The 22,538-nt window shown below is 64.5% G+C and carries 20 protein-coding genes and 1 pseudogene; 13 read left to right on the top strand and 8 right to left on the bottom strand.

What is annotated here, in order from left to right:
• The 3 genes and pseudogenes from B2R83_RS22755 to B2R83_RS22745 all read right to left on the bottom strand — a co-directional run.
• Positions 1-357, bottom strand: a pseudogene (locus tag B2R83_RS22755) (hypothetical protein); the annotation flags it as partial.
• Between the two features lie 26 nt (positions 358-383).
• Positions 384-1,004: an LON peptidase substrate-binding domain-containing protein gene (locus tag B2R83_RS22750; protein WP_051306744.1), complete on the bottom strand. Its 621-nt coding sequence runs from the start codon at positions 1,002-1,004 to the stop codon at positions 384-386.
• Positions 1,005-1,078: 74 nt separating this feature from the next.
• On the bottom strand, positions 1,079-1,519 hold the full coding sequence (locus B2R83_RS22745) for a hypothetical protein (protein ID WP_292045289.1): 441 nt from the start codon (positions 1,517-1,519) through the stop codon (positions 1,079-1,081).
• 188 nt (positions 1,520-1,707) lie between these two features.
• Between B2R83_RS22745 and B2R83_RS22740 the strand changes: the two genes are divergently transcribed.
• Positions 1,708-3,966: a CHASE domain-containing protein gene (locus tag B2R83_RS22740; protein WP_292045287.1), complete on the top strand. Its 2,259-nt coding sequence runs from the start codon at positions 1,708-1,710 to the stop codon at positions 3,964-3,966.
• A 192-nt stretch (positions 3,967-4,158) separates the two neighbouring features.
• On the opposite strand, the gene B2R83_RS22735 is transcribed toward B2R83_RS22740, so the two are convergent.
• On the bottom strand, positions 4,159-5,370 hold the full coding sequence (locus tag B2R83_RS22735; RefSeq protein WP_292045285.1) for an RNA-guided endonuclease InsQ/TnpB family protein: 1,212 nt from the start codon (positions 5,368-5,370) through the stop codon (positions 4,159-4,161).
• Positions 5,364-5,987 (bottom strand): IS607 family transposase, encoded by a 624-nt coding sequence (locus tag B2R83_RS22730; RefSeq protein ID WP_292045282.1) that lies wholly within the window; start codon positions 5,985-5,987, stop codon positions 5,364-5,366. Before B2R83_RS22730 ends, B2R83_RS22735 begins: the two co-directional genes overlap by 7 nt.
• A gap of 127 nt (positions 5,988-6,114) precedes the next feature.
• On the opposite strand from B2R83_RS22730, the gene B2R83_RS22725 reads away from it, so the two are divergent.
• Positions 6,115-7,221 (top strand): cytochrome P450, encoded by a 1,107-nt coding sequence (locus B2R83_RS22725; RefSeq protein WP_292045280.1) that lies wholly within the window; start codon positions 6,115-6,117, stop codon positions 7,219-7,221.
• A 6-nt stretch (positions 7,222-7,227) separates the two neighbouring features.
• Here the strand turns inward: B2R83_RS22725 and B2R83_RS22720 are convergent, their stop codons facing one another.
• Positions 7,228-9,165 (bottom strand): bifunctional diguanylate cyclase/phosphodiesterase, encoded by a 1,938-nt coding sequence (locus B2R83_RS22720; protein ID WP_292045278.1) that lies wholly within the window; start codon positions 9,163-9,165, stop codon positions 7,228-7,230.
• A 270-nt stretch (positions 9,166-9,435) separates the two neighbouring features.
• Between B2R83_RS22720 and B2R83_RS22715 the strand changes: the two genes are divergently transcribed.
• From B2R83_RS22715 to B2R83_RS22705, 3 genes are read left to right on the top strand one after another with little or no spacing between them, the layout of a single operon-like run.
• A complete protein-coding gene (locus B2R83_RS22715) occupies positions 9,436-9,813 on the top strand; it encodes a YbaN family protein (RefSeq protein WP_292045276.1) in 378 nt (125 codons plus the stop codon).
• A gap of 58 nt (positions 9,814-9,871) precedes the next feature.
• Complete coding sequence (locus B2R83_RS22710) at positions 9,872-10,351, top strand: RrF2 family transcriptional regulator (RefSeq protein ID WP_292045274.1); 480 nt, start codon at positions 9,872-9,874, stop codon at positions 10,349-10,351.
• The gene (locus tag B2R83_RS22705) at positions 10,338-11,228 is read left to right on the top strand and encodes an NAD(P)/FAD-dependent oxidoreductase (RefSeq protein WP_414674463.1); all 891 of its coding nucleotides are present in this window, start codon (positions 10,338-10,340) and stop codon (positions 11,226-11,228) included. The genes B2R83_RS22710 and B2R83_RS22705 overlap by 14 nt, the downstream gene beginning before the upstream one ends.
• On the opposite strand, the gene B2R83_RS22700 is transcribed toward B2R83_RS22705, so the two are convergent.
• Entirely contained in the window at positions 11,229-11,633 is a 405-nt protein-coding gene (locus tag B2R83_RS22700; protein WP_292045269.1) for a hypothetical protein, read from the bottom strand.
• Positions 11,634-11,812: 179 nt separating this feature from the next.
• Here B2R83_RS22700 and B2R83_RS22695 point away from each other — a divergent pair, with 179 nt between their 5' ends.
• Positions 11,813-12,787, top strand: coding sequence for a ribonuclease Z (locus B2R83_RS22695; RefSeq protein WP_292045267.1), 975 nt, complete (start codon positions 11,813-11,815; stop codon positions 12,785-12,787).
• A gap of 9 nt (positions 12,788-12,796) precedes the next feature.
• Positions 12,797-13,105 carry a hypothetical protein gene (locus B2R83_RS22690; protein ID WP_292045265.1) on the top strand — a complete coding sequence of 103 codons (309 nt, stop codon included), beginning with the start codon at positions 12,797-12,799 and terminating at the stop codon, positions 13,103-13,105.
• Positions 13,106-13,111: 6 nt separating this feature from the next.
• On the opposite strand, the gene B2R83_RS22685 is transcribed toward B2R83_RS22690, so the two are convergent.
• Positions 13,112-14,005 (bottom strand): LysR family transcriptional regulator, encoded by an 894-nt coding sequence (locus tag B2R83_RS22685; RefSeq protein WP_292045263.1) that lies wholly within the window; start codon positions 14,003-14,005, stop codon positions 13,112-13,114.
• Positions 14,006-14,108: 103 nt separating this feature from the next.
• On the opposite strand from B2R83_RS22685, the gene B2R83_RS22680 reads away from it, so the two are divergent.
• The 6 genes from B2R83_RS22680 to B2R83_RS22655 all read left to right on the top strand — a co-directional run bounded on the left by B2R83_RS22680 (position 14,109) and on the right by B2R83_RS22655 (position 22,233).
• Positions 14,109-14,714: a glutathione S-transferase family protein gene (locus B2R83_RS22680; RefSeq protein WP_292045261.1), complete on the top strand. Its 606-nt coding sequence runs from the start codon at positions 14,109-14,111 to the stop codon at positions 14,712-14,714.
• A gap of 4 nt (positions 14,715-14,718) precedes the next feature.
• Entirely contained in the window at positions 14,719-15,618 is a 900-nt protein-coding gene (locus tag B2R83_RS22675) for a pyridoxamine 5'-phosphate oxidase family protein (RefSeq protein WP_292045258.1), read from the top strand.
• Positions 15,619-15,926: 308 nt separating this feature from the next.
• The gene (locus tag B2R83_RS22670) at positions 15,927-18,671 is read left to right on the top strand and encodes a type VI secretion system Vgr family protein (RefSeq protein ID WP_292045256.1); all 2,745 of its coding nucleotides are present in this window, start codon (positions 15,927-15,929) and stop codon (positions 18,669-18,671) included.
• A gap of 45 nt (positions 18,672-18,716) precedes the next feature.
• On the top strand, positions 18,717-20,462 hold the full coding sequence (locus B2R83_RS22665; protein ID WP_292045254.1) for an esterase/lipase family protein: 1,746 nt from the start codon (positions 18,717-18,719) through the stop codon (positions 20,460-20,462).
• Positions 20,463-20,475: 13 nt separating this feature from the next.
• Entirely contained in the window at positions 20,476-21,963 is a 1,488-nt protein-coding gene (locus B2R83_RS22660; protein ID WP_292045252.1) for a T6SS immunity protein Tli4 family protein, read from the top strand.
• Between the two features lie 3 nt (positions 21,964-21,966).
• Positions 21,967-22,233, top strand: a complete 267-nt coding sequence (locus B2R83_RS22655) for a PAAR domain-containing protein (RefSeq protein ID WP_292045250.1) — start codon at positions 21,967-21,969, stop codon at positions 22,231-22,233.
• Positions 22,234-22,538: the final 305 nt, after the last annotated feature.

Raw genomic sequence — 22,538 nt, 5'->3', positions numbered from 1 at the left:
GGCGCCGGCCACGAGCGCGGCGCCGACGGCCAGCCAGTGGCGCGGCGTCCATTCGGTGCGGGCCGGCAGGGAGGGCGGCAACAGCGGCGCGGCGCGTCCGGGGCGGACGGCGTCGAGATGGACCACCTTGGCCCCGCCCGGGGCCCGGGCGCGCCCCTGGTGGTGTCCGCCGTGGCCGTTCGAGACGCTGAAGATGTGGGAGCGGCCGGCGGAGCGTTCGCCGCTTTCGCGGCGATGCTGGGCGATGCGGGCGGCCAGCACCGGATCGGCGCGCATGGCCCGCTCGACCGCCGCGCGCGCCGGCTCGGCCAGCTCACCGTTGATGTACGCAATCAGGAGGTCGTCCGAGAATTTCATGCCAGCACATAAACCACGAAAATTAGCTACGAAGTAATGAGACCGTGCTCGTCCAGGACGTCGTGCAGCAGCTCCAGGCGGATCACGGGGTTGTCGAGCATGAGCATGTGGTGCTTCTGCTGGTTGGGCAGCGGCAGCAGTTCGCACCACCGGTTCGCCACCCAGCCGCAATCGTCGAGGCGGAACGGCGGCTGCACCGGCCAGCGGTGGCGCGGTACGTCGTGCAGCGAGGACAGCACGCGGTCGAGCGCGTCGGACGCGCCCTGCAGTTCGGACGGCACCTTGACGTCGTGGTCGTCCTCGACCAGCTCGGCCTCGGCCATCCATAGCCCGTTCAGGCGCTGTTCGGCGGTCACCACCGTGAAGCGCGAGCCGCCGCGGCAGAGTACCTGCAGCAGCCCGGGCGAGGTGGTGGTGGTTTCGGTGACGGAAGCGATGGTGCCGGCGGCGGCGAAGCGCTCCGGCTCGCCATCGGGCTGGCGCACCTCGTGTCCATGCGTGAGCAAGACCACGCCGAAGGGTGCGTCTTCGGTGAGGCAGCGGCTGATCATGTCGAGGTAGCGAACCTCGAACACCTGCAGCGGCAGCACCCCGTCCGGAAACAGCACCGTACTGAGCGGGAACAAGGGCATGGAAATCGTGGACATGATGTCCATGATGACAGAATCGCAGGCAAAACGGGAGCACGATTGGGCGCGCGCAGGGCTCCCGCAGGGCTCTTTTAATCAGGCCCCTGCAGCGGCATGCTGCGGATCGCGTGCCCGAAGTTGGCCAGCCGCCAGCGCAGCCTGTCCATGCCCGGATCCGGCATCGGCACCACCCGCACCCGCAGCACCCCGCCCGGCAGCGCCGGACAGGGGATGTCCTGCTCGCCCGCCTCCTCCACCGGGAGCCTGAACTCGCCGCCCGGCGCCAGCTGCACCGGGCCGAACACCAGCGGCGCCCCGGTGCCGTTCCTCAGCAACAGCACGTCCTGCACGCCCAGGGTCAGGCGCAACGCCGAAGGCGCCTGCTGGTCGCGCCGCACTTCCAGCGCCAGCTCGTGGCTGTCGCCGCGCAAGGGCCACAGCATTCCCCACAGCAGCACCAGCAATGCGCCGGCCACGAGGGCGGCGAGCGGCCAGTGGCGGCGCAGCAGCTCGGACGGCTCAGGCAGCCGCATGCCGGAAGGGTAAAGCGCGGGGGCTCACACGTTTAGAAAGTTGCATCACGTCACTATAGGAGATAATACGATATATTGTCAGACGCGCCCGGTGGCGTGCGCTCCAACACAGCAAGGGTGCGTATCCTACCTGCTTCCGCGCGTTTCCGATCAACCTGCCCCACGGCGCCCTTCGCGCGTACGACCACATGCCGCAGTCCCAGCCAGCCACCCAGCCCAGCCGCATTCCCCTGCCCGGTTCCGGACAGATGCCGCTGCTGCTGGCCATGCTGGTGCTGCTGGTGACTCTCCTGGTCACGTTCAGCGCCTGGAGCAGCGCCAAGCGCGCCGCCGAAGCGCAGTTGCTCGAGACCTTCGACTACCGCACCCGCGACATGGCCTACAGCATCAGCCGCCGCATGGCGGTGTACGAACAGGTGCTGCGCGGCGCGCGCGGCTTCCTGCGCGGCTCGGTCGAGCTCGATCGGCATGACTGGGCGGAGTACTACGGGCTGTTGCGCCTGGACCAGTCCTTCCCCGGCATGGAAGCGCTCGGCATCGCCACCATCATCCCGCGCCCGCAGCTGGCGGCGCACGAGGCGGCCATGCGGCGCCAGGGCCATCCCGGCTATGCGGTGCACCCGGACACGCCGCGCGAAGTCTATACCGCGATCACCCACATCGAGCCCTTCGGCGGACGCAACCTGCGCGCCTTCGGCTTCGACATGTTCAGCGAACCGGTACGCCGCGCCGCCATGGAGCGCGCGCGCGACACCGGCCAGGCGGCGCTGAGCGGCAAGGTGGTGCTGGTCCAGGAAGGCGTGGGGCACGGGAAGCCGGGCAGCCAGCAGGCCGGGGCCCTGATGTACCTGCCGGTGTACCGCGACGGCGAGCTGGCCGGCACCGTCGACCAGCGCCGCCGGGCCATCGTCGGCTGGGTCTACGCCCCTTTCCGCATGGACGACCTGATGCGGGGACTCGGCGGCGCCCACTCGACCGACCTCGAGGTCGAGATCCACGACGGCGATCCGGCCGGCGCCGCCAGCCTGCTGTACCGTTCGCCGAACGCGTCCAGCCACCCGGCGCGCCTGCGCGCCAGCGCCCAGATCGTCCCGGGCGGGCGTACCTGGACCATCAGCATGCGCTCCAGCGCCGCCCTCGAAGAGAGCCTCGACAGCACGCGCCCGCAGCTGGTGGCGATCACCGGCATCGGCCTGAGCTTCCTGATCAGCCTGGTAGTCTGGCTGCTGGCCAGCGAACGGCGCCGCGCGCTGCAGCTGGCGCACGGCATGACGCTGGAGCTGCGCCAGTCGCACGACCGCATCGCCAGCGAGCAAAAACGCATCCAGGTCATCCTCGAGAACGCGCCCGACGCCTTCGTGGCCGTCGATGCCCGGGGCCGCATCACCGACTGGAACGCCCAGGCCAGCCGCCTGTTCGGCTTGAGCGCCGGCCAAGCCATCGGCCGCCCGGTGGACGAACTGCTGCCGGAGGAAAGCCGCGCGTCCTTCCGCAAAGGCTTCGAGGCCTTCGCGCGGGGCGGGCAGTGCGCGATGCAGGGTGCGCCGACCGAACTGCAGGTAGCCGGGCGCGACGGGCGCCCCATCGCGACCGAAGTGACGGTGGCGGTGATGCCGACCGACGAAGGCTTCGGCGCCACCGCCTTCGTGCGCGACATCACGCAGCGCAAGGAAGCGGAAGCGCGCGAGCAGCAGCGCCAGCAGGGCCTGGACGAGGCGCGCCAGCTGCTCGCCAGGGCCCAGAAACTGGAAGCGGTGGGCAAGCTCACCGGCGGCGTGGCGCACGACTTCAACAACATCCTGCACATCATCAGCGCCAACGTGCAGCTGATCCTGCGCGCCGACTCCAGCCATCGCAAGCGCCTGCTCAGCATTCTCGACGCGGTCGAGCGCGGCGCCAAGCTGGCCGGCCAGCTGCTCGCCTTCGCGCGGCGCCAGCCACTGCACCCGCTCGAGGTGCACGTGGACAATCTGCTGGAGCGCATGGACAGCCTGGTGCTGCGCGCGGCGGGTGACCAGATCGTCCTGGAAAAACGCATCCCGCCCGATCTCTGGCCGGTGCTGGTGGACCCGAACCAGCTCGAGAACGTGCTGCTCAACCTGGTGATCAACGCGCGCGACGCGATGGAAGGCAACGGGCGCATCGTGCTGGCGCTGAACAACGCGCACGTGGAGGGCGACGCCGTGCTGGCGCCGGGCGACTACGTCACGGTGGCGGTCGCCGACAGCGGGCACGGCATGCCGCAGGACGTGATGGAGCACGCCTTCGAACCCTTCTTCACCACCAAGCCCGAGGGCAAGGGCACCGGCCTGGGCCTGTCGATGGCGCACGGCTTCGCGCGCCAGAGCGGCGGCGACATCCGCCTGGCGAGCGAGCCGGGCAAAGGGACGACGGTGACGGTCTATCTGCCGCGGCATACGGCTGGCGCACCCGTGGCGATGGCCTAGGGCGAATCGTGCGCGACTAGTCGCATGCTACATTGGGCCTGCCTGAACCCGAGCCAGGAGCCCAGCGTGTCTTTTTCCGACAATGCCTCCCTCCACGTTCCCGTCGAGCAGGGTGTGCCGCACACCAGGGTCTTCGACAGCACGCTCAAGCTGCTCTCCGAAGGCTATCCGTTCCTCCAAACTTAAGCAAAGCTAGCCCTTGTTATTCAAAGCTGCCATGCTGTTGGATTCCTGCTTCGCCGGGGACGGTTTCGTCCCGCGCTGGCGCGCCGGACCAGTGCCGTCCCCTCCACAGGCAGAGACGGTGGAACTCACCGCCACACTTTTCAAATTGATGGCCGCATTCACGTCGCGGTCGTGCTGCGTGCCACAGCCTGCACAGCTCCATCGCCGCGTTCCCAAGGCGAGCGCTTCCAGCAGGCGCCCACAGCACGAGCACAGCTTGCTGCTCGGGTACCAGCGGTCCGCGACCACCACCTGGCCACCGCGCCAGTCGGCCTTGTATTCCAGCTGGCGGCGCAGTTCGGAAAATCCCATGTCGGCCACCGCGCGCGCCAGATGCCGGTTGGCCAGCATGCCCTTCACGTTCAGGTCCTCGATCCCGATGGTATGGAAGCGGCGCGTGATGCTTGTGGTGAGCTTGTGCAGGAAATCGGCGCGGACGTTCGCGATCCGGGCGTGCAAGCTGGCCAGCCTGTCCTTGGCCTTGCGCCGGTTGCTCGCCCCCTTGACTTTGCGCGACAGCGCCCGCGACAGGCGGCGCAGCCGTGCAAGCAGGGCGCGAAGCGCCTTCGGGCCGGGCCACTTCTCGCCTGTTGATAGCGTCGCCAGCGTCGATATTCCCAGGTCGACCCCGACCGCGCCTTGGTTCTCGGCAGTTGGCAAGGGTTGATCCTCAAGGGTGTCGACGGTGAGGCTGGCGTACCAGTGGCCGGCGCGGCGCGCGATGGAGGCCGAAACGATGCGCCCCGTGAAGCGCAGGGCTTCGCGCATGCTGACCCAACCCAGCTTCGGGATGCGGATGCGTTGGCCCTCCACGGCGAACTGGTCGTTCGATAAGGTAAAGCGGTCGTCGCGGCCCTTGCGGCGAAACCGCGGGTAGCGGGCCCGTTTCGAAAAAAAATTCTCGAAGGCCTGGCCGAGCTGGATGATCGCCATCTGCGGCGCGTTCTTGGTCACCTCGAGCATCCAGGGAAACTGGTCGCGTTTGACGGCGTTCAATTGCCGCCGCAGCGACAACTGCGAGGGGGCCGGGAGCGCCGGGTTGTTCTGGCGCGCCAGGGATTGCTTCTGCCACTCGGCCAGCGCCCAGTTGTAGGCGAAGCGGGCGGTGCCGGCTGCGCGCGCCAGATAGGTCGCCTGTGCGTTATTCGGGGCGAGCCGGATCCGATGCGCCGCTAGCACTGTGCCTCCTGTACGACCTTGCGCACGCCGTCGATCAGCTTGCGGTTCTTGTGGCTTCGGCTTCCGTACAGCCGGGCGGAGAACACAGTGACGATCTCGAGCACGTCGAGGGCCAGCTCCTCCTCGAAGCTGCTTTCCTCGCCCTGGTTGATGATGACCACCTCGATCTGCTTTGCCTCGCATAGGGCGAACACCAGCTCTGCGCCGAAGCGCAGCAGGCGATCCTTGTGCGTGAGCACGATGCGGCCGACGCCACCTGCGAGAATGGCGTCGAGCAGTTTTTTCAATCCCCGCTTGTGGTAGTTCATGCCCGAGCCGAGGTCTGCCACCACCTCGAAGATCCAGCCCTGGCTGGCACAGTACAGCTCAAGCACCTGTTTCTGGCGTTCGAGGTCGCCCTTCTGGTCGTGGCTCGAGACACGCGCATACGCCAGGGTGGCGCGCGGCCCCGATGCGCCGTGCAGTTGTTCCGGGAGCAGCGCGGCGAGGTCGTAGCGGCGCTGCCCGCTTGCGGTTCTGTTCGGGACCAGCCTCCCCGACGCTTCCCAGCGGCGCAAGGTGGTTGCCGAAACGCCTAGGGCCTTTGCCGCTGCGCTGATGGGTACGAGCTTACTCATGATGAGTAAGACTGGTGATGAATGAGAAGGTTCCAGATGCACAGTAAAACCCTTCTTTCAGCGCCGCTGCGCCGAGCTAGACACCGACGCCTTTGCCACGCGCCTGATGGGCCGGCGCGCGATCTGCGTGAGCGGCCACGAGGGCGCGCGCATGTTCTGGCAGCCGGGCCGCTTCACGCGGCGCGGCGCCATCCCGCCGACCACCCTGCTGCTGCAGGACGCCGGCAGCGCCGAAACGCTCGACGGCGAGGACCACCGCCACCGCAAGGCGATGATGATGTCGCTGCAGACCCCAGGCGACCGCGCGCGCATGCTGACGATCGCGCAGGAAGAATGGCGCGCCCGGGTCGGCGGCTGGCCCGCGCGGCGCCGCGTGCGCCTGTTCGACGAGACCGAAAGCGTGCTGTGCGCCGCGGCCTGCCGCTGGGCCGGCATCCCCGGCTCGCACGTCGACCATGCGCGCCTGACCCGGGAATTTTCCGCCATGATCGACGGCGCCGGCACCGTGTTCCGGCGCACCACCCAGGGCCTGCTGCTGCGCAGCCGCACCGAGCATTGGGCCAGGGGCCTGGTCGGGGCGGTGCGCGCCGGCCAGCTGGCGCCGGAGCCGGGCAGCCCGCTAGCCGTGATCGCCCGCCACCGCGACCGCGACGAACAGGCGCTGCCGGTCGACGTCGCCGCCAATGAACTGATCAACGTGCTGCGCCCGGTGGTCGCGGTGGCGCGCTACATCGTGTTCGGCGCCCTGGCGCTGCACGACTACCCCGAATGGCGCGCGCGCGTCGCCACCGGCGACGACGCCACGCTCACCGCGTTTGCCCAGGAAGTACGGCGCTTCTATCCCTTCTTCCCGGCGGTCGGCGGGCGGGTGCTCGATGCGTTCGACTGGCGCGGCCTGCACTTCGCGGAAGGCACCTGGGTGCTGTTCGACATGCACGGCACCAACCACGACCCGCGGCTGTGGCCGGAACCGGAGCGCTTCAAGCCGGAGCGTTTCATGGGCTGGCAGGGCGACGGCTTCGACCTGGTCGCGCAGGGCGGGGGCGACTACCTGACCGGGCACCGCTGTCCCGGCGAAGCGATGACGGTGGACATGGTGAAGGCCGCGCTGCACCTGCTCGCCTCGGAAGTGGTGTACACGGTGCCGCGCCAGGACCTGAGCATCAGCCTGTCGCGCATGCCGACCATGCCGGCGAGCGGCTTCCAGATCGAGGTGGCGGCGCCGGTGCGCTGAGTGGGTTCAGGCCTGGCTGCGCAGCGCCGGCGCGACCCGCTGCGCACCGTCATGCGCGCCATTGGCGCCCATGACCCGGTTGCGCCCCTGCGACTTGGCCTCGTACATGGCCAGGTCGGCGGCCCGCAGCAGTTTCTCGGCATCCATGCCGTCGTCCGGGAACAGCGCAATGCCCAGGCTGCCCGAGATGCGGTGCACCAGCTCGCCGTCGTCGAAAGGCTGGTTCAGCTGGAGCAGGATGTTTTCCGCCACCTTGCGCGCGTCAGGCAGTGCCTCGCAGCGCGGCAGCAGCAGCACGAATTCGTCGCCGCCGACGCGCGCCAGCGTATCGGCTTCGCGCAGGCCCGCGCGCAGGCGGCGCGCCACCAGCTGCAGCAGGCGGTCGCCGGCCGCGTGGCCGTGGGTGTCGTTGACCGGCTTGAACTCGTCGAGGTCGAAGTAGATCAGCGCCACCTTGTGCCCGTCGCGGCTGGCGGCGCGGATCGCCTGGCGCAGGCGGTCGCCCAGCAGCACGCGGTTCGGCAGGCCGGTCAGCGCATCCTCGTGCGCCATGCGGCGCATGCGCGCCTCTTCGAGCTTGCGCGCGTCGATGTTGGAGAAGGTACCGACCATGCGCATCGGATTACCCAGCTCGTCGCGTTCGCTGATGGTGCCGCGCGCATCGATCCAGCTCCAGTCGCCGCTCTGCTTGCGCACCCGGAACTCGGCCGCGAAGTCCGGGCTGCGCCCGGCCAGGTGGCTGCGCAGCTGGGTGCGCAGCTGCGGCAGGTCTTCATGGTGGACGATGGCGTCGAGCGCACTGCCGTACCACGAGATCACCGCGCGTTCGGTATCGAGGATCATCTGGGCGCGCGCCGACAGCGTGGCCAGGCCGGTGACGACGTCGCAGTCCCACACGCCGTCGCCGGTGGCGGTGAGCGCCAGCTTCCAGCGCGCCTCGGCGGCGGCCAGCGCCTTGAGGGCGCGGCGGCGCCGTTCGGCGGCGCCGAGCGCCGCCCAGCCCAGCAGGGTGAGCACGAAGGACACCACGGCGCCGACCCAGCTCAAGGCATTGCGCTGCTGGGCGAAGCGCGCCTCGGCGTCCTGCACCGCTTCGCCGACCGTCACCACCATGCCGTAGTCGGGCAGCTTGTGCCAGGCATAGAAGCGGTCGACCCCGTCGAGCTGGCTGAGGCGGCGGAAGGTCCCCGTGACCGGGCTGTGGCCGGCATACGGGTTATTCGTCAGGAAGCGGCCCATGCCGTGGCTGGCGCTGCCGCGGGTGCTGCGCGCGATGACGGCGCCATCGATACGGATCAGCGACACGGCGGCATGGGGACCCAGGTCGATGTCCTCGTAAAAGCGCACGAAATAGTCGGGCGAGACGGCGGCGATGATCACGCCCTGCAGGCGCCCTTGCGCGTCGCGCAGCGAACGGCTGAACTGCACGGTCCAGGCATTGGTGAGCGTGCAGATCACCGGCCGGCTGACGTCGATGCGGTCGTCGCGGATCCCGAGGTGGGCCTGGTAGCCGGGCGCGCTGCTCAGGTCCAGCCCGGTCTGCCCGGGAACGGCATTGGTGTAGGCGATCCGGCCCTTCGCGTCGAGCACGGTAATGAACATCGGCACCCGGTTGCGCAGGTAGCGCGTATTCTCGCCCACCATTTGAGTAAAGCCGTCGCGGTCGCGCTGCCAGGTGGAGCGCAGCTGGATCAGCGACAGGTCGACGATGCCGACGGTGGCGCGCACTTCCTCGGTGAACACGCGCGCATAGTTGCGCAGGTCGCGCGTGCTGCCCGCCTTGGCGATCGAGGCGAAGCGCGCCTGCTCCACCGCCACCAGTCCCCAGACGATGGGCAGCATGAGGGCCAGGTAGATGGCGAGGTCGCGCAGCACCCGCGGACGAAACAGGTTCGCCAGGCGTGAGCGCCACGAGGGCTTGGAGGTAGAGGAAGACGTAGGCATGACGACGAGCTTGCGGCAACCGGTATCTGGCATGAAGAGGCGAAGCCGGGCGTCTTGCTCGCGCCCGCAAAACTCCTGGATCGCGCCCGTGGTGGTCTAACCCATTATACATACAGTTTCCTGTTGGAACTTACTGTTGATGTAAAATTTGACGATTCCAGCGATTTTTCGCCATGATGAAAGAATATTTCATACTGAACGGTAAGATGAAATACTATTTCATCAATAAACGACCGCGCGGTCTGTCATGACGCATGCTAGAGTGACATCATGAAACCGATCTACAACGCGGCGGGCGTGCTGGCGCTACTGCTGGGCATTCTGGGCCTGTTCCTGCCCCTGCTGCCGACCACGCCCTTCCTGCTGCTGGCCTCCTGGTGCTTCGCGCGCGGCTCGGAGCGCCTGCACCGCTGGCTGCTGTCGCACCGCGTGTTCGGCGAATACCTGCGCAATTTCGAAGCCGGCCGCGGCATCCCGCTGAAGGCCAAGCTCCTCGCCACGGTCATGCTGTGGGGCTCGCTGCTGCTGGCGATGCGCCGCTTCGATGATCCGGCCATCCCCGCCCTGCTGGCGCTGATGGGCGCCGGCGTCAGCATCTACCTCTGGCGCTTCCTGCCGACCCTGCGCCTCGACCCCGCAAAGCGCTAGCCGCGCATTTTTACGCACCTCGCCGCACCTCGCCCGAATTTGTACTATCATTAGTTACATGAGACGCGACAGCAAACTATCCTCGGTGCTCCACGTGCTGCTACACCTGGCCCACAGCGACCATCCGATGACCTCGGAAGAAATGGCCCGCTTCCTCGACACCAACCCGGTGCTGGTGCGGCGCGTGCTGGCCGGCCTGCGCGAGCGCGGCTACATCAGCTCGAACCGCGGCCACGGCGGCGGCTGGAGCATCACCTGCGACCTGGCCACCGTGACGCTGCGCGACATCTACGAAGCCGTCGGCGCCCCCTCCTTCTTCGCGATGGGCAACCGCAGCGAAAAGACCGCCTGCCTGGTCGAGCAAAGCGTCAACGCCGCCCTGGGCAATGCCTTTGACGAAGCCGAAGCCCTGCTGCTGCGCCAGCTCGGCGACGTCACCCTGGCCGACCTGTCGCAGGACTTCAACCGCCGCTTCGACGAGTTCAAGCGCACCCATCCCCACGATATGAGGTTTCACCATGAACATGACCCGGTTTGATGCGATCGTCATCGGCGGCAGCTACGCCGGCCTGTCCGCCGCCCTGCAACTGGCCAGGGCGCGGCGCCGGATATTGGTGGTCGACGTCGGCCAGCGCCGCAACCGCTTCGCCGGCGAGTCGCACGGCTTTCTCACCCGCGACGGCCACCTGGCCGCCGACATCGCCGGGGCCGGCCGCGCCGAGGTGGCCGCCTACGACACCGTGGAGTGGATCGACGGCAGCGCCGTCGATGCGCGCCAGGATGGCGAGGGCTTCACGGTCGACCTCGACGGCAGTGGGCAGGTGCACGGCCGCCGCCTGGTGCTGGCCACCGGCGTGCGCGACGAGCTGCCGCCCATCGAGGGCCTGGCCGAGCGCTGGGGCCGCAGCGTGTTCCACTGCCCCTACTGCCACGGCTACGAACTGCAGCAGGGCGCGATCGGCATCCTCGCCAACGACGAACTGGCCTTCCACCAGGCGATGCTGCTGCCCGACTGGGGCAAGGTGACGCTGTTCACCAACGGCCGCTACGCGCCCGACGCCGAGCAGCGCGCCGCCATGGAAAAACGCGGCGTGCTCGCCATCGATGACACGCCGGTCCTGCGCATCGAGGACAGCGCCACCGTCGTGCTGGCCGACGGCCGCCGCATCCCGCATGCAGGCCTGTTCACCTATGGCCGTCTGCACATGGCGAGCCCGATCGCCGCGCTGCTCGGCTGCGAATTCGACGAAGGCCCGCTCGGCCCCTTCATCCGCACCGACATGACCAAGCAGACCACCGTGCCGGGCGTGTTCGCCGGCGGCGACGCCACGCGTCCGGCCGGCAACGTGGCCATGGCCGTGGCGGACGGTGCGATGGCCGGCCTGGGGGCGCACCGCTCGCTGGTGTTCGGCTGATCAGGAACAGCTGCGCCTGAGCCGCCCCTGGTTGTCGGCCGGATAGCTCAGCAGGATGGTATCGGTGCGCTGGCCGGGCATCCAGGCCATCTCCACGTCGCCCGATCGCGAAGCGAACAGGTGCGGACCGACCTCCTCCAGCTGGACCCGGCGCCGCTTGTCGAACTCGGCGATGAGCCGTTCGTCGAGGTGGATCAGGTCCAGCCGGTGGCCGTTCGAAAGCGCGTAGCTGCCGACGACCTCGTCAGCCAGCTGGGTGCCGGTGGAAATGCGTCCATCGGGCGCGCCCATGGCCTCGCGCTGGGCGGTGATGTTGACCTTGCCCTGCGGGCCGCACTGGACAGCAGACGCAAGCGGCGCGGCCAGCAGCAAGGCGGCCGCGACAAGCGGATAGAAGCTGCGCATGACTTCTCCTGGTGATTGTTCAAGTGGCAGCCGCGCCATGGCGGCCGTCCTGAAGGTCAGACAGCGAAAGCCATGCGGGCGGTCCATCGCAGTATGGGAAGGCATTGAGCGCGATCAAACACATGGCGGATTGCCGGCGATCGCGCATAATGGAAGCCTCATCAGTCACGGCGCAAGGTATGGAAATCCAGTTCCTCGGCACCTCCTCCGGCGTACCGACCAGGTCGCGCAACATGACGGCGATCGCGATCCGCACGCGCGGCGCCAGGCACTGGTCGCTGGTCGATTGCGCGGAAGGCACGCAGCACCGGCTGCTGCGCACGAATTTGTCGCCGATGAGCCTGCGCGCGATCTTCATCACCCACCTGCATGGCGACCACTGCTACGGCCTGCCCGGCCTGCTGGCCAGCGCCGGCATGCTGGGCCGCACGGAAGCATTGAGCATCGTCGGCCCGCCGCCGCTGCGCGGCATGATCGAATGCATCATGGAGGCGTCACAGCTGACCCTGCCCTACCCCATCGACTGGGTGGCGATCGACGCGCTGGCGCACAGCGACATCCTGCCGGACCTGCGGGTGCGCGCCACCAGGCTGTCGCACCGGATCGATTGCTGGGCCTACAGCTTCACCGAGGCGGCGGTGGAGCGCAAACTCGACATCGACAAGCTGAAAGCCGGGGGCGTTCCCGCCGGGCCGGCCTGGGGCGAAATCCAGCAGGGGCGCAACGTGGTGCTGGACGATGGTCGCGCCGTGGTGGCGGAACAGTACCTGATGCCGCCGCGCAGGTCGCGCAAGGTGATCATCGCGGGCGACAACGACACGCCCGAATTATTGGCACAGGAAGCGGCGAACGCGGACCTGCTGGTGCACGAGGCGACCTATACGGAAGCGATCCTGCACAAGGTAGGGCCGGAACCGCAGCACAGCTCGGCCGCGATGGTGGCACGCGTGGCGCAGGGGGCGCAGGTGCCGAACCTGATCCTGACCCACTTCAGCCCGCGCTACCTGGACCCCAAGCAGGCCAATGGGAAGGTCTTGACGCTGGACGACATCGAACGCGAGGCGCGCGCGCATTACACGGGCAACCTGGCGCTGGCGCGCGACTACGCGATCTACGAGCTCAGGAAGGATGGCAGCTTGCATCTGCTGCCGTAGAATCGACCCATGCCCAAGAAAACCCCCATCTTCCCCGGACCCAATACATCGCGTGGCGCCGTGCTCGCCGTGCTGCTGTCGAACGAAGACCAGTTAGGCGCCGAACCGCTGCGCGGCCGCATCACCCTGGCCGCCATCGTTCGTGCCCTCAAACGCAAGTATCACTGGCCGATCGAGACCGAAAGTTTCCCGTCCAATAGCGCGGACGGGCGGGCGACCTGGGCGACGGTGTACAGCCTGCCGCCCGAGGTGATCACGCGGGCGCTGAACGCCGGCGGGCGCGACTGGTTGAAGAGCCGGAAGGCCAGCGCGGTTTAAGAGCTGTTAGTGGATGAGCTCCAGCTGCGCAAACGCGTCCACCGCAACATCCACGAAGGCCCGCACCCGCGCCGGCATGTGCCGCGCGCTCGGGAACACCAGGTGCACGGGCAGCGCCTCGCCTTCGTAAGCGCCCAGCACCGGCACCAGGGTCCCGGCCCGCAGGTCGGGCGCCGCCTGGTAACTCAGGGCGCGCGCGATGCCGAAGCCCTCGCGCGCCGCATGCAGCACGCCCTCCACGTCGTTCACCTGCAGGCGCGGCGTGAAGCGCACCACGTACTCGCGCCCTTCCGCCCCGTAGCGCCATTCCGGCAGCCCGCGCACCGCAGTGCCCAGGATCAGCTGGTGCCGGCTTAACTCCTCGGGCGTGGCGGGTTCGCCGTGCTGGCGCAGATACCCCGGGCTGGCCACCGTCATGCGCCGCACCGTGCCCACCTGGCGCGCCACCAGGCCCGAGCTGTCGAGCGGACCGATGCGCAGCGCCAGGTCGATGCCGCTGTCGATCAGATCCATGTTGCGGTCGTTGAGGATGAGTTCGACCTGGATGTCTGGATAGCGCATCAGGAATGCCGTCACCACGGGCGCCATGTGGCGGCGCCCGAAAACCGTCGGCGCCGTCACCCGCAGCAGGCCGCGCGGGGTGGCCTGCTGGTGCTCGCTGATCGCCGTGTCGTAGTCGGCCAGCAGGCGGCGCGCGCCCTCGGCCAGGCGCTGCCCCTCGCCTGTGGCGGTCAAGCGGCGCGTGCTGCGTTCGAACAGGCGCGCGCCGACGCGCTCTTCCAGCGCAGCCAGCTGCCGCGTCACCGCCGAGGGCGAGCGATGCAGCTTGTGCGCAGCGGCTGCCATGCTGCCTGCCTCTAAGATGGCCAGGAAGACCTGCAGTTCATCCAGACGGTCCATGCTTATTGCGATATGTGAAAGAGTGAATTGCGATTATGCCCCATTCCGCAATGCTCGCCACCTGACTAGGATGAAGACTCCATCAACGATTCCCGTCACTGACATGTCTCCTTCCTCCCTCACCGTCTACGGCACGGCGCTGTCCGGCCACACCCACCGTGTGCAACTGTTCCTGCACCTGCTGAAGCTGCCCTACCGCCTCGTTGAAACGCCAGCCTCGGTGCGCGAGAGCGCCGAGTTCCTGCGTATGAGTCCGCTCGGCCAGATTCCCGTGCTGCAGGACGGCGAGTTCGTGCTGGCGGACAGCAATGCCATCCTCGTCTACCTGGCCAAGCGCTACGCACCCGGCAGCGGCTGGCTGCCGGACGATCCGGTCGAGGCGGCGCACGTGCAGCGCTGGCTGTCGCTGGCGGCCGGAGAGATCGCCTTCGGCCCGGCAAAGGCGCGCGTCGGCGCTCGCTGGGGCGACACTGGCATGCCGCTCGATCTCATGCACAAGCTGGCGGACAAAGTGCTGCGCTTCATGGAAGCCAGCCTGGCGCAGCAGGACTTCCTGGCCCTGCCTGCACCGACGCTGGCGGACCTGGCCTGCTACGCCTACATCGCGCATGCGCCGGAAGGCGGCATTTCGCTGGCGCCCTACCCGCAGGTGCGCAACTGGATCGCGCGCGTCCAGGCCCTGCCGAATTTCGTGCCGATGCCGGAGTGAAGCCATGATCGATCACCGCATTCCCGAGCCTTTCCACGAAGGCGAGCTGCGCGCCCAGCAACTGGCCGGCGGCGGCCCGGCCGGCGCGCCGATCCGCAGCCAGATGCCGGACCAGCACCGCCAGTTCTTTTCCCTGCTGCCTTTCGTGTACGTGGCTGTGGCGGATGCGCAAGGGTGGCCACTCGCGACGCTGCTGCATGGCGATCCGGGCTTTGCGTCCTCGCCGGCGCCCGGCCAGCTGCGGATCGCCGCCCTGCCCGACCCGGGCGACCCGGCGGCCCCGCATTTTCGGCGGGGTGCGGAGATCGGCATCCTTGGCATCGACCTGGGGACCCGGCGGCGTAACCGGGAAAATGGCGTGATTGCGCAGGTGGATGGCGAAGGCGTTCTGGTGGATGTGCACCAGTCGTTCGGCAACTGCCCCAAGTATATTCACTTGCGTCAGCTTGTTCCCGTAGCGCGGGAGCGTGGCGGCATCGAGGCTTTCGGGGGCGAACTACTACCGGACGCGGTGCGCCTGATTGCGGAGTGCGAAACGATGTTTGTCGCCAGCGCCAGTGGCGGCACGGCACAGGTCGGAGCGCGCGGCCTCGACATCTCGCACCGCGGCGGCGAGGCCGGCTTCCTTCGATTAGCGGGCAATGTGCTTACGGTGCCCGACTATCCGGGCAACCGGTATTTCAATACCTTGGGGAACCTGCTGCTGGAGCCGCGTGCCGCGCTTGTGATGGTGGATTTTGCGAGCGGTGACATCCTGCAGCTGCAAGGCCGCGCCGAGATTGCGTGGCAGAACGGCGCATTATCGGATGCGCGGGCGGAGCGGATCTGGACGTTCAGCATCGCGCGCGGATGGCTACGGCGGGCGGCGTTTCCGCTTGTTGAGCACCACAACATTCGACAGTGATGCTAATCGAATTGGCTTGCGTATGGAGTGCTGCACAACAGTCGTAGATTTCTCTGGAGGCGATCGATATCCGAAAAGGCTGAATTCAACTCTTCCCCAGGCTGGCACGACCGTACAACCCCTTACTGCAGTATTGCCGACCCAAGCTTCGGAATTACAACCGCGGCACATGCCAAAAAACTAGAAACTTGAAGCGTGTCAACGTCACGCTGTCTCCGAGTTTTACCATCGATCATTGTCCGCACCGCACGGCCGCTCACTGCCCAGCCAACCGGGATAGCGCCAACACTCCAGACAGGAAGCTTCTAATGGACCTGAAGGATTTAATACAGGCATTCGCCGGCTTATCTGAAGCGAAGCGCCCTATCCGCTTGCGGCTATCGCAAGAGAAGCAGGTGCTGGACGATGTCTTGCTGGTCAAACGCGTTACGGGAAATGAAACGCTATGCGGCGGACTGGAATACCGGCTTCTATGCGTATCGACACGTTCTGATTTGCCTTTGAAGGAATTCATCGCACTGCCGGTTGAGCTCCAGTTCGTGACGGATCGCGGGGATGTGCGCGCCGTGTGCGGAATAGTCGCGCAAGCGGCTGCCGGCCAAAGTGATGGCGGTCTGGCGACCTATGAGTTGGTCGTGCGCGATGCGTTAGCTCTGATGGAGTATCGCACCAACACCCGCATTTTCCGCAATCAGAATGAACTGGATATTACTGAAGTCATTCTGCGTGAGTGGCGCCAGAACAATTCGGTGCTGGCCAAAGTCTTTGACGTGGACTGGTCGCAAGTAAAGGGGACCTATCCCACTCGAGAATTCACGATGCAGCACAACGAGTCCGACGCCGCCTTTCTGCGAAGGTTATGGAAACGGCGTGGCATCGCGTGGTTCATGCGGCCGGGTCAAGCTAGCCAGTCGCAAAGTCAGAACATCCCCGCCCACGCCCTGGTGCTTTTCGACGACGCATACGCTCTACCGCAAAATGCCGCGGGCGCCGTGCGGTATCACCGTGATGGGAGCACCGAGGATGCGGACACCGTTACCGCATGGAGTCCGGTGCGCACACTCAAACCGGGCAATGTCGCCCGCCAAAGCTGGGATTACAAGCAGGCCCGCCCGATGACCAGTAACGCGCCCTCCCGTATAGATCAGGGAACGATGGGCAATCAGTTCGCGATCAGCCTCGATGATTACTTGACCGATGTACCGCATGCCGGGAAGGATCACGACGATTACCGGCAACTCGGCGAAATGCGCATGAAGCGCCATGAGTACGAATCCAAGTGTTTTTATGGCGAAGGCAGTGTGCGCGCCTTGTGTGTCGGAGAGTGGATTGCCCTGACCGGCCATCACGAAGTCGACACCCATCCGCCGAAAGAGCGAGAGTTCATCGTCACGCGCCTGGAAGTTGATGCCGAAAACAACCTGCCGAAGACCGTCGACGAGCAGGTGCGCCGCCTGTTCACCCTCAACCGCTGGGACGAGAGACCGTCCAGCAACGCTCTACAGCAAGCCAGCGAAGAGCGCGGCATGCGTTATACCAATCGCTTTTCTTGCGTGCGTCGTGGCATTCCGATTGTTCCCGCATTCGACCCTCGAGCCGATTTGCCGCGTCCCCAGCTGCAAAGCGCAATTGTGGTCGGCCCGGCCAGCGAAGAAGTGCATTGCTACGAATATGGCCGCGTCAAGGTGCGTTTTCCCAGTACCAAGCCGGAAGACCACAGCCATGCGCAAGGTGCCGGCGCCAGCGACTTGGATTCCGCTTGGGTACGTGTCGCCAGCACTTGGGCCAGCAATCACTGGGGAACAATTACCCTTCCCCGTGTGGGCGATGAGGTCATCGTCGATTTTCTAGGCGGGGACCCCGACAAGCCCATTATCGTGGCGCAGGTTTACGGCGGCACAAGCAAGCCACCTTCATTCAGCCATACTGGGGAACTACCCGGAAACAGGTACCTGGCTGGCATCAAGAGCAAGGAAGTGCAAGGTACCCGCTACAACCAGCTGCGGCTGGACGACACGCCAGGGCAGATCAATGCGCAGCTATCCTCCCAGCACGGGCATAGCGAACTGAATTTGGGCTGGCTCACTCATCCCCGCAGTGACGGCAAGGGCGAGGCGCGAGGTGAAGGGGCCGAGTTGCGCAGTGATGGCGCCGTTGCGGTACGCGGCGCACAAGGCGTACTCATCACTGCCGCCGCACGCCAGCAAGCCAGCGGCAGGCAACTCGACCGTAATGAATTGATTGGCTTGGTGGATGCGCTACAAGGCATACAGCAGTACCTGTCCGAGCTGTCGACGACGCATCATGCGGACGGCACCGACGACAAAGAACTCGGTCAACTGATCGCTCACCTGAAGCGGTGGGAAGCCGGCAGCAACACCGAAGTCGACGGTACGGACGCCGGGGGTCAGCCCGTCGTGGCACTGTCCGCGCCTGTCGGCGTGGCAGTGACGAGCCAGGACAACATTGCGATCGGCTCGCAAACGCATATCGACATGGTCAGTATCGGCAATACCCAGCTTTCCGTTGGCAAGAAATTGCTCGCCCGCGTATCGGAGAGTATCAGCCTGTTTGCGCATCGACTCGGCATAAAACTCATCGCCGCCAGCGGCAAGCTGGAAATGCAAACGCACGGTGACGACATCGAGCTCACGTCCGCCAAACGCATCGTGTTGACTGCAGCCGACGAAATCGTGCTGCAGGCGCCCAAACTGCGCTTCGTCGCGCAAGGTGCTCAAGTGGATATTGGTGGCGGCACCATCACGCAGCAAAGCAGCGGCGAGCACACCATCAAATCGTCGAAGTTCGCTCATATCAAACCGGGAGGCGGCAATCCACTTGGCGTGACTTTGCCCAAGAGCGAGCTCGCGCACGATCAGCAAACCGTTTTGCGTTGGATCGGAACAGACGAGCCCATGAAGAATCAACGCTATCGCATCACGACAGAGGACGGCCGCACGTTCGAGGGGCGCACCGATGCAACCGGGCTAACCGAGCGATTTACGAGTGCCATCCCTTTTGGACAGTACACGGTAGAAGCGCTCGACGACTGACACCGGTAATCGCAGACAAGACGATAAACGAGGCTGAAGGGCACGATGACAACCGCTGAATACCTGTTACCCGCGAAACAAAACGACGGTGCCGCTCGGAAGGCTGAAGGCTTTGCGACACCGAAGCAGGACAAGAAGCTGCAGTGCGCCAGGTTCCTCCCCAAACGGGTACTGCCGATCGTCTTTCTGCCCGGGATCATGGGATCGAACTTGCGCATGAGCACGCAGCGGCAAAGGGAGCTGCACAAAAAGGACAACATTGCATGGCGGCCAGATGTTCTCGGGCCAACGAACATAAGCAGTGCTTCCAATGACAGTCCAAGAGGCCGACAACTGAGGCTCGATCCGATGCAAACCACGGTGGACATTTATGATCCCGCCGGTCCGATGGACATCAGTGGAGATGGTCGGCATGGCAATGTGACACTCGGCGAGAACTTTCGCTCGCCATTGCTAACGGATGACCCACCAACCGCGAAAAACCCGCGTACGGCGATACAAAAGGCCCGGGCGCGAGGCTGGGGTGAGGTCTTTTTCAAAAGCTATGGAGAGCTGTTACAGCATCTCGAATCACGCCTCAACAATACATTCTCCGACGGTAAGCTGCGGCAGGAATGGCGCGATGTCGTGGGCGTCGATCCTCGTATCTGGGGAAGCGATCCCAGCTTGCAGCAATCGGCATTAACGGAAGGCGAGCTCAAGAAACTGGCTACTGGCTGCTGGTTTGCTGTGTACGCGTTCGGATACAACTGGCTGCAATCCAATGGGGACAGCGCCAGAATCATCGCAAAGCGCATCAACCAGCTGATGGACGATCTCAACCAGTCAGGCTATGAGTGCAACCAAGTGATCGTCGTAACCCACTCCATGGGCGGGCTGGTCGGCCGGGCACTAGTCCATCCGAAGTACGGAAATCTGCAGAACAAAGTGCTGGGTAACGTCCATGGTGTCATGCCCGCCATTGGCGCCCCAGCCGCCTACAGGCGCATGAGGGCCGGGTTCGAGGATTCCGGCATGATGTTTGGCCCGGAAAACAGTATTGGCGCCAAGGTAGCCGGCAATTATGGCGACGAGGTGACAGCAGTTCTGGCGAATGCACCAGGGGGATTGGAGTTATTACCGACCGCGTCCTATGGCAATCGCTGGTTGCGCGTGACGCACAATGGACGCGACTTGGAGGCATGGCCGAAGCAAGGCGATCCGTACAGTGAGATCTACAAGGTGCGAGGCAAGTGGTATTCACTGTTTCTGGAAAAATGGATCAATCCGTCTGGACTGCCTTCAAGACTAGGCGGCGGCACTTTCGAGCGGACATGCGAGTATCTCGATAAGGCCCAGGGCTTCCATCGACAGATCGATCAAACGTTTCATCCCAACAGTTATGCACATTACGGTGCCGACCAAGCGCGACGGAGCTTTGGCGAAGTCATATGGGAAATCGACAAGAGCTGCGCTGACCCGACGGGATGGCAAGATTGGCCCATCCTTGGTGACACTAAGCAAGGGCGGGTGGAACTCGTCCGATGGGATCCTCTAAGCAGCAAGGCCTTCAAAATTGTCGATTTTCAGGTACCCAACCCGATACATGCCACTATCCTTCCGCCTTCGGCGCCAGGCGACCAAACTGTTCCAGCGAAATCTGCCGACCATCAGCTGAAGAGTGGAATGTTCAAGGGCGTGTTCCGCCAAAACGGTTACGAACACCAGGCAAGTTACAAAAATCCTCGGGCGATCGCATCGACGTTGTACAGCATTATGCGCATCGCTCAGACGGCTACGTGGAAATGCTGAAAAGGACATTTATATGCGCGTATTAACACGTCTTCACATTGTTCCTCTTGCCGCCGTGCTCTTGATGCTTGTTGCCTGCGATCGCACTCCAAAAGAATGGAAGACCCCTAATATGACCGCACTTACACCCCGCCTCCAGGCCGTGTTCCAGAAAACCAAGACCGTCTGCTTTGGAAGATTCATGGTCGATTTGCCGTCCTCGGCAACCGTAGCATGGGGGGAAACTGATGTGTCACTTGGTATAAGCGTACTCCCAAACGGCGTAGATCAAGTGGAGAACCTGGCGCAAAAATTTATCGATGAACTCAAGAGCGAAAAGGCCATCAACCACGGTGACGTGCCTTTGCTGCTGTCGGTAGAACCTGTGCACCAGCCCGAAGGCAAAGTCGTTATCGGTTACGAAGATTTCCAAGCCATCAACGGGCTCAAGATCAACGGGTATTTCAGGTTGAATAATGACGGCATTGTCATTAATGCTCGCCCTTTAAGGAACGACAGAGATGGAACCGTATCGCTCATCAAGAGCATCGCCCAGCGCCTGAAGCAACGTTCTGAAAACGACATTCCAGTTGAGCCTGGCAACTGTATCGAACATGCCTTCCTTCCTGACAATGGGGCTTCAAACGAGGAACCGCCTGTAGAACTCATTCGTATCGGTTTTCGGTTGAAGGAGTTCCCTGACACGCACCTCTCGATTTTTGTTGGACCGTCAAATCCCCATTACGAAGAGAGCCACTCGTTGGAGTGGCGGCTCACTCAGCTCGAGAAGAACCAAAAAGCCCAGGATCCCAACAATCCGCTGATAAAAACCAAAGATTTGCGCAGAGGGGCGCGGCAGATCCACGACTGGCTGAACGGCTTTGAAGCCCTGTCGCGTACTCCAGAACAGGCGGAGATACACTCGATTCATGATTTCGCCATGGATTTCAGAGGTGTGCCATCAGACCCGTTGAAACCTTATGTAGAAATACAGATGCAGACCGGCGTTGCCGACAACGTCGCTGGTGCAACTAAAGCTAGCCTGACGGACGAAGAAGCCATCGCGCTTTGGGACAAGATCACCAGCACTATCCGCGTACGTCCAACCGGTACCGCGGCGGCCAAGGCGGCGGAAACGGACTCTGGCCCCAAGCTTGCACTCGGCGAGCTTGCGGCAACTGGCCGCACGTGCCCGCAAACGGGCTGGTGGGTGCCGGATGAGCCGAAAGATACTCAGGGTGACCGGCGACAACACATCAAGGCAGGCGAGCGCATGCCGCATGTCGTAGCGCACGGAGAACCCTCCATATGGCAAAAGCTGAAGGGAGAAAGGCCTACTTACCGTATTGCGACGGTATGGAAACTAGTCAGCTATGACGACGCATCAGTTCACGTCGACACGATCTCGGCGACGCCAACAATCGCCCAGGTTTCCCCAGACAACTTTGCCGTCAAAGACGCTAGAGACAGCACAACCGGAAGTCGCCGGAACGACGAAACCTTACCGCAGAAGAAAGGTTAAGCGATGCGGAACGTGATTCGTCTTGGCGACCCCACATCTCATGGCGGCAAGGTCGAGAGTGCCGGCGCAGATCATTTTACGGTTGACGGCATTCCTGTCGCTCGCGTCGGGGATGTATGCAGCTGCCCCATCAAGGGACATGACAACTGCACCATTGCCGAAGGAGAACCAGACCACGTCATTGACGGGGTTGCTGTCGCCTTCGACGGGCATAAGACCACTTGTGGCGCTGCCTTGATCGCCACCGTAGGAAACTTTGGTGGACAATAATTCAAGAATAACCTCGACCTTTAGCGTGCTCTAAAAATGGGGGTTTACGGGTCCATACAGGATTCAAGATCAATAGCTCTCTTCTTGTGCATTACGCCGATGCGAACTAAGCGCCGACTGATCCTACAAGCAGAGAATTCTTTTGCGGATGTCCCGTTGCCGACCTACGGCAAAGACTGCCTGCATATGTAGCAGCAAAACCCATGACCAGGCCAAGAGCACGTGTGCTAAAGCATTCCTTTTTTCTAAGCATGGTGCTGGCGTTGCTCCAAACATTATGGACTGAGGTAGCCTGACTTTTTCGG

This window comes from Massilia sp. UBA6681, assembly GCF_002454935.1.
Taxonomy (GTDB): Bacteria; Pseudomonadota; Gammaproteobacteria; order Burkholderiales; family Burkholderiaceae_D; genus Telluria; species Telluria varians.
Note: the sequence above shows the minus strand (reverse complement) of the source record. Positions and strands in the feature narration are given on the sequence as shown.

What these genes read in the sequence shown, in the direction of transcription:
- B2R83_RS22700 (WP_292045269.1), bottom strand. Translation starts at nt 11,633, where the DNA reads ATGCGCAGCTTCTATCCGCTTGTCGCGGCCGCCTTGCTGCTGGCCGCG.
- B2R83_RS22730 (WP_292045282.1), bottom strand. Translation starts at nt 5,987, where the DNA reads ATGAGTAAGCTCGTACCCATCAGCGCAGCGGCAAAGGCCCTAGGCGTT.
- B2R83_RS22675 (WP_292045258.1), top strand. Translation starts at nt 14,719, where the DNA reads ATGATCGATCACCGCATTCCCGAGCCTTTCCACGAAGGCGAGCTGCGC.
- B2R83_RS22660 (WP_292045252.1), top strand. Translation starts at nt 20,476, where the DNA reads ATGCGCGTATTAACACGTCTTCACATTGTTCCTCTTGCCGCCGTGCTC.
- B2R83_RS22680 (WP_292045261.1), top strand. Translation starts at nt 14,109, where the DNA reads ATGTCTCCTTCCTCCCTCACCGTCTACGGCACGGCGCTGTCCGGCCAC.
- B2R83_RS22740 (WP_292045287.1), top strand. Translation starts at nt 1,708, where the DNA reads ATGCCGCAGTCCCAGCCAGCCACCCAGCCCAGCCGCATTCCCCTGCCC.
- B2R83_RS22705 (WP_414674463.1), top strand. Translation starts at nt 10,338, where the DNA reads ATGACCCGGTTTGATGCGATCGTCATCGGCGGCAGCTACGCCGGCCTG.
- B2R83_RS22670 (WP_292045256.1), top strand. Translation starts at nt 15,927, where the DNA reads ATGGACCTGAAGGATTTAATACAGGCATTCGCCGGCTTATCTGAAGCG.
- B2R83_RS22720 (WP_292045278.1), bottom strand. Translation starts at nt 9,165, where the DNA reads ATGCCTACGTCTTCCTCTACCTCCAAGCCCTCGTGGCGCTCACGCCTG.
- B2R83_RS22685 (WP_292045263.1), bottom strand. Translation starts at nt 14,005, where the DNA reads ATGGACCGTCTGGATGAACTGCAGGTCTTCCTGGCCATCTTAGAGGCA.
- B2R83_RS22655 (WP_292045250.1), top strand. Translation starts at nt 21,967, where the DNA reads ATGCGGAACGTGATTCGTCTTGGCGACCCCACATCTCATGGCGGCAAG.
- B2R83_RS22695 (WP_292045267.1), top strand. Translation starts at nt 11,813, where the DNA reads ATGGAAATCCAGTTCCTCGGCACCTCCTCCGGCGTACCGACCAGGTCG.
- B2R83_RS22665 (WP_292045254.1), top strand. Translation starts at nt 18,717, where the DNA reads ATGACAACCGCTGAATACCTGTTACCCGCGAAACAAAACGACGGTGCC.
- B2R83_RS22745 (WP_292045289.1), bottom strand. Translation starts at nt 1,519, where the DNA reads ATGCGGCTGCCTGAGCCGTCCGAGCTGCTGCGCCGCCACTGGCCGCTC.
- B2R83_RS22690 (WP_292045265.1), top strand. Translation starts at nt 12,797, where the DNA reads ATGCCCAAGAAAACCCCCATCTTCCCCGGACCCAATACATCGCGTGGC.
- B2R83_RS22715 (WP_292045276.1), top strand. Translation starts at nt 9,436, where the DNA reads ATGAAACCGATCTACAACGCGGCGGGCGTGCTGGCGCTACTGCTGGGC.
- B2R83_RS22710 (WP_292045274.1), top strand. Translation starts at nt 9,872, where the DNA reads ATGAGACGCGACAGCAAACTATCCTCGGTGCTCCACGTGCTGCTACAC.
- B2R83_RS22750 (WP_051306744.1), bottom strand. Translation starts at nt 1,004, where the DNA reads ATGTCCACGATTTCCATGCCCTTGTTCCCGCTCAGTACGGTGCTGTTT.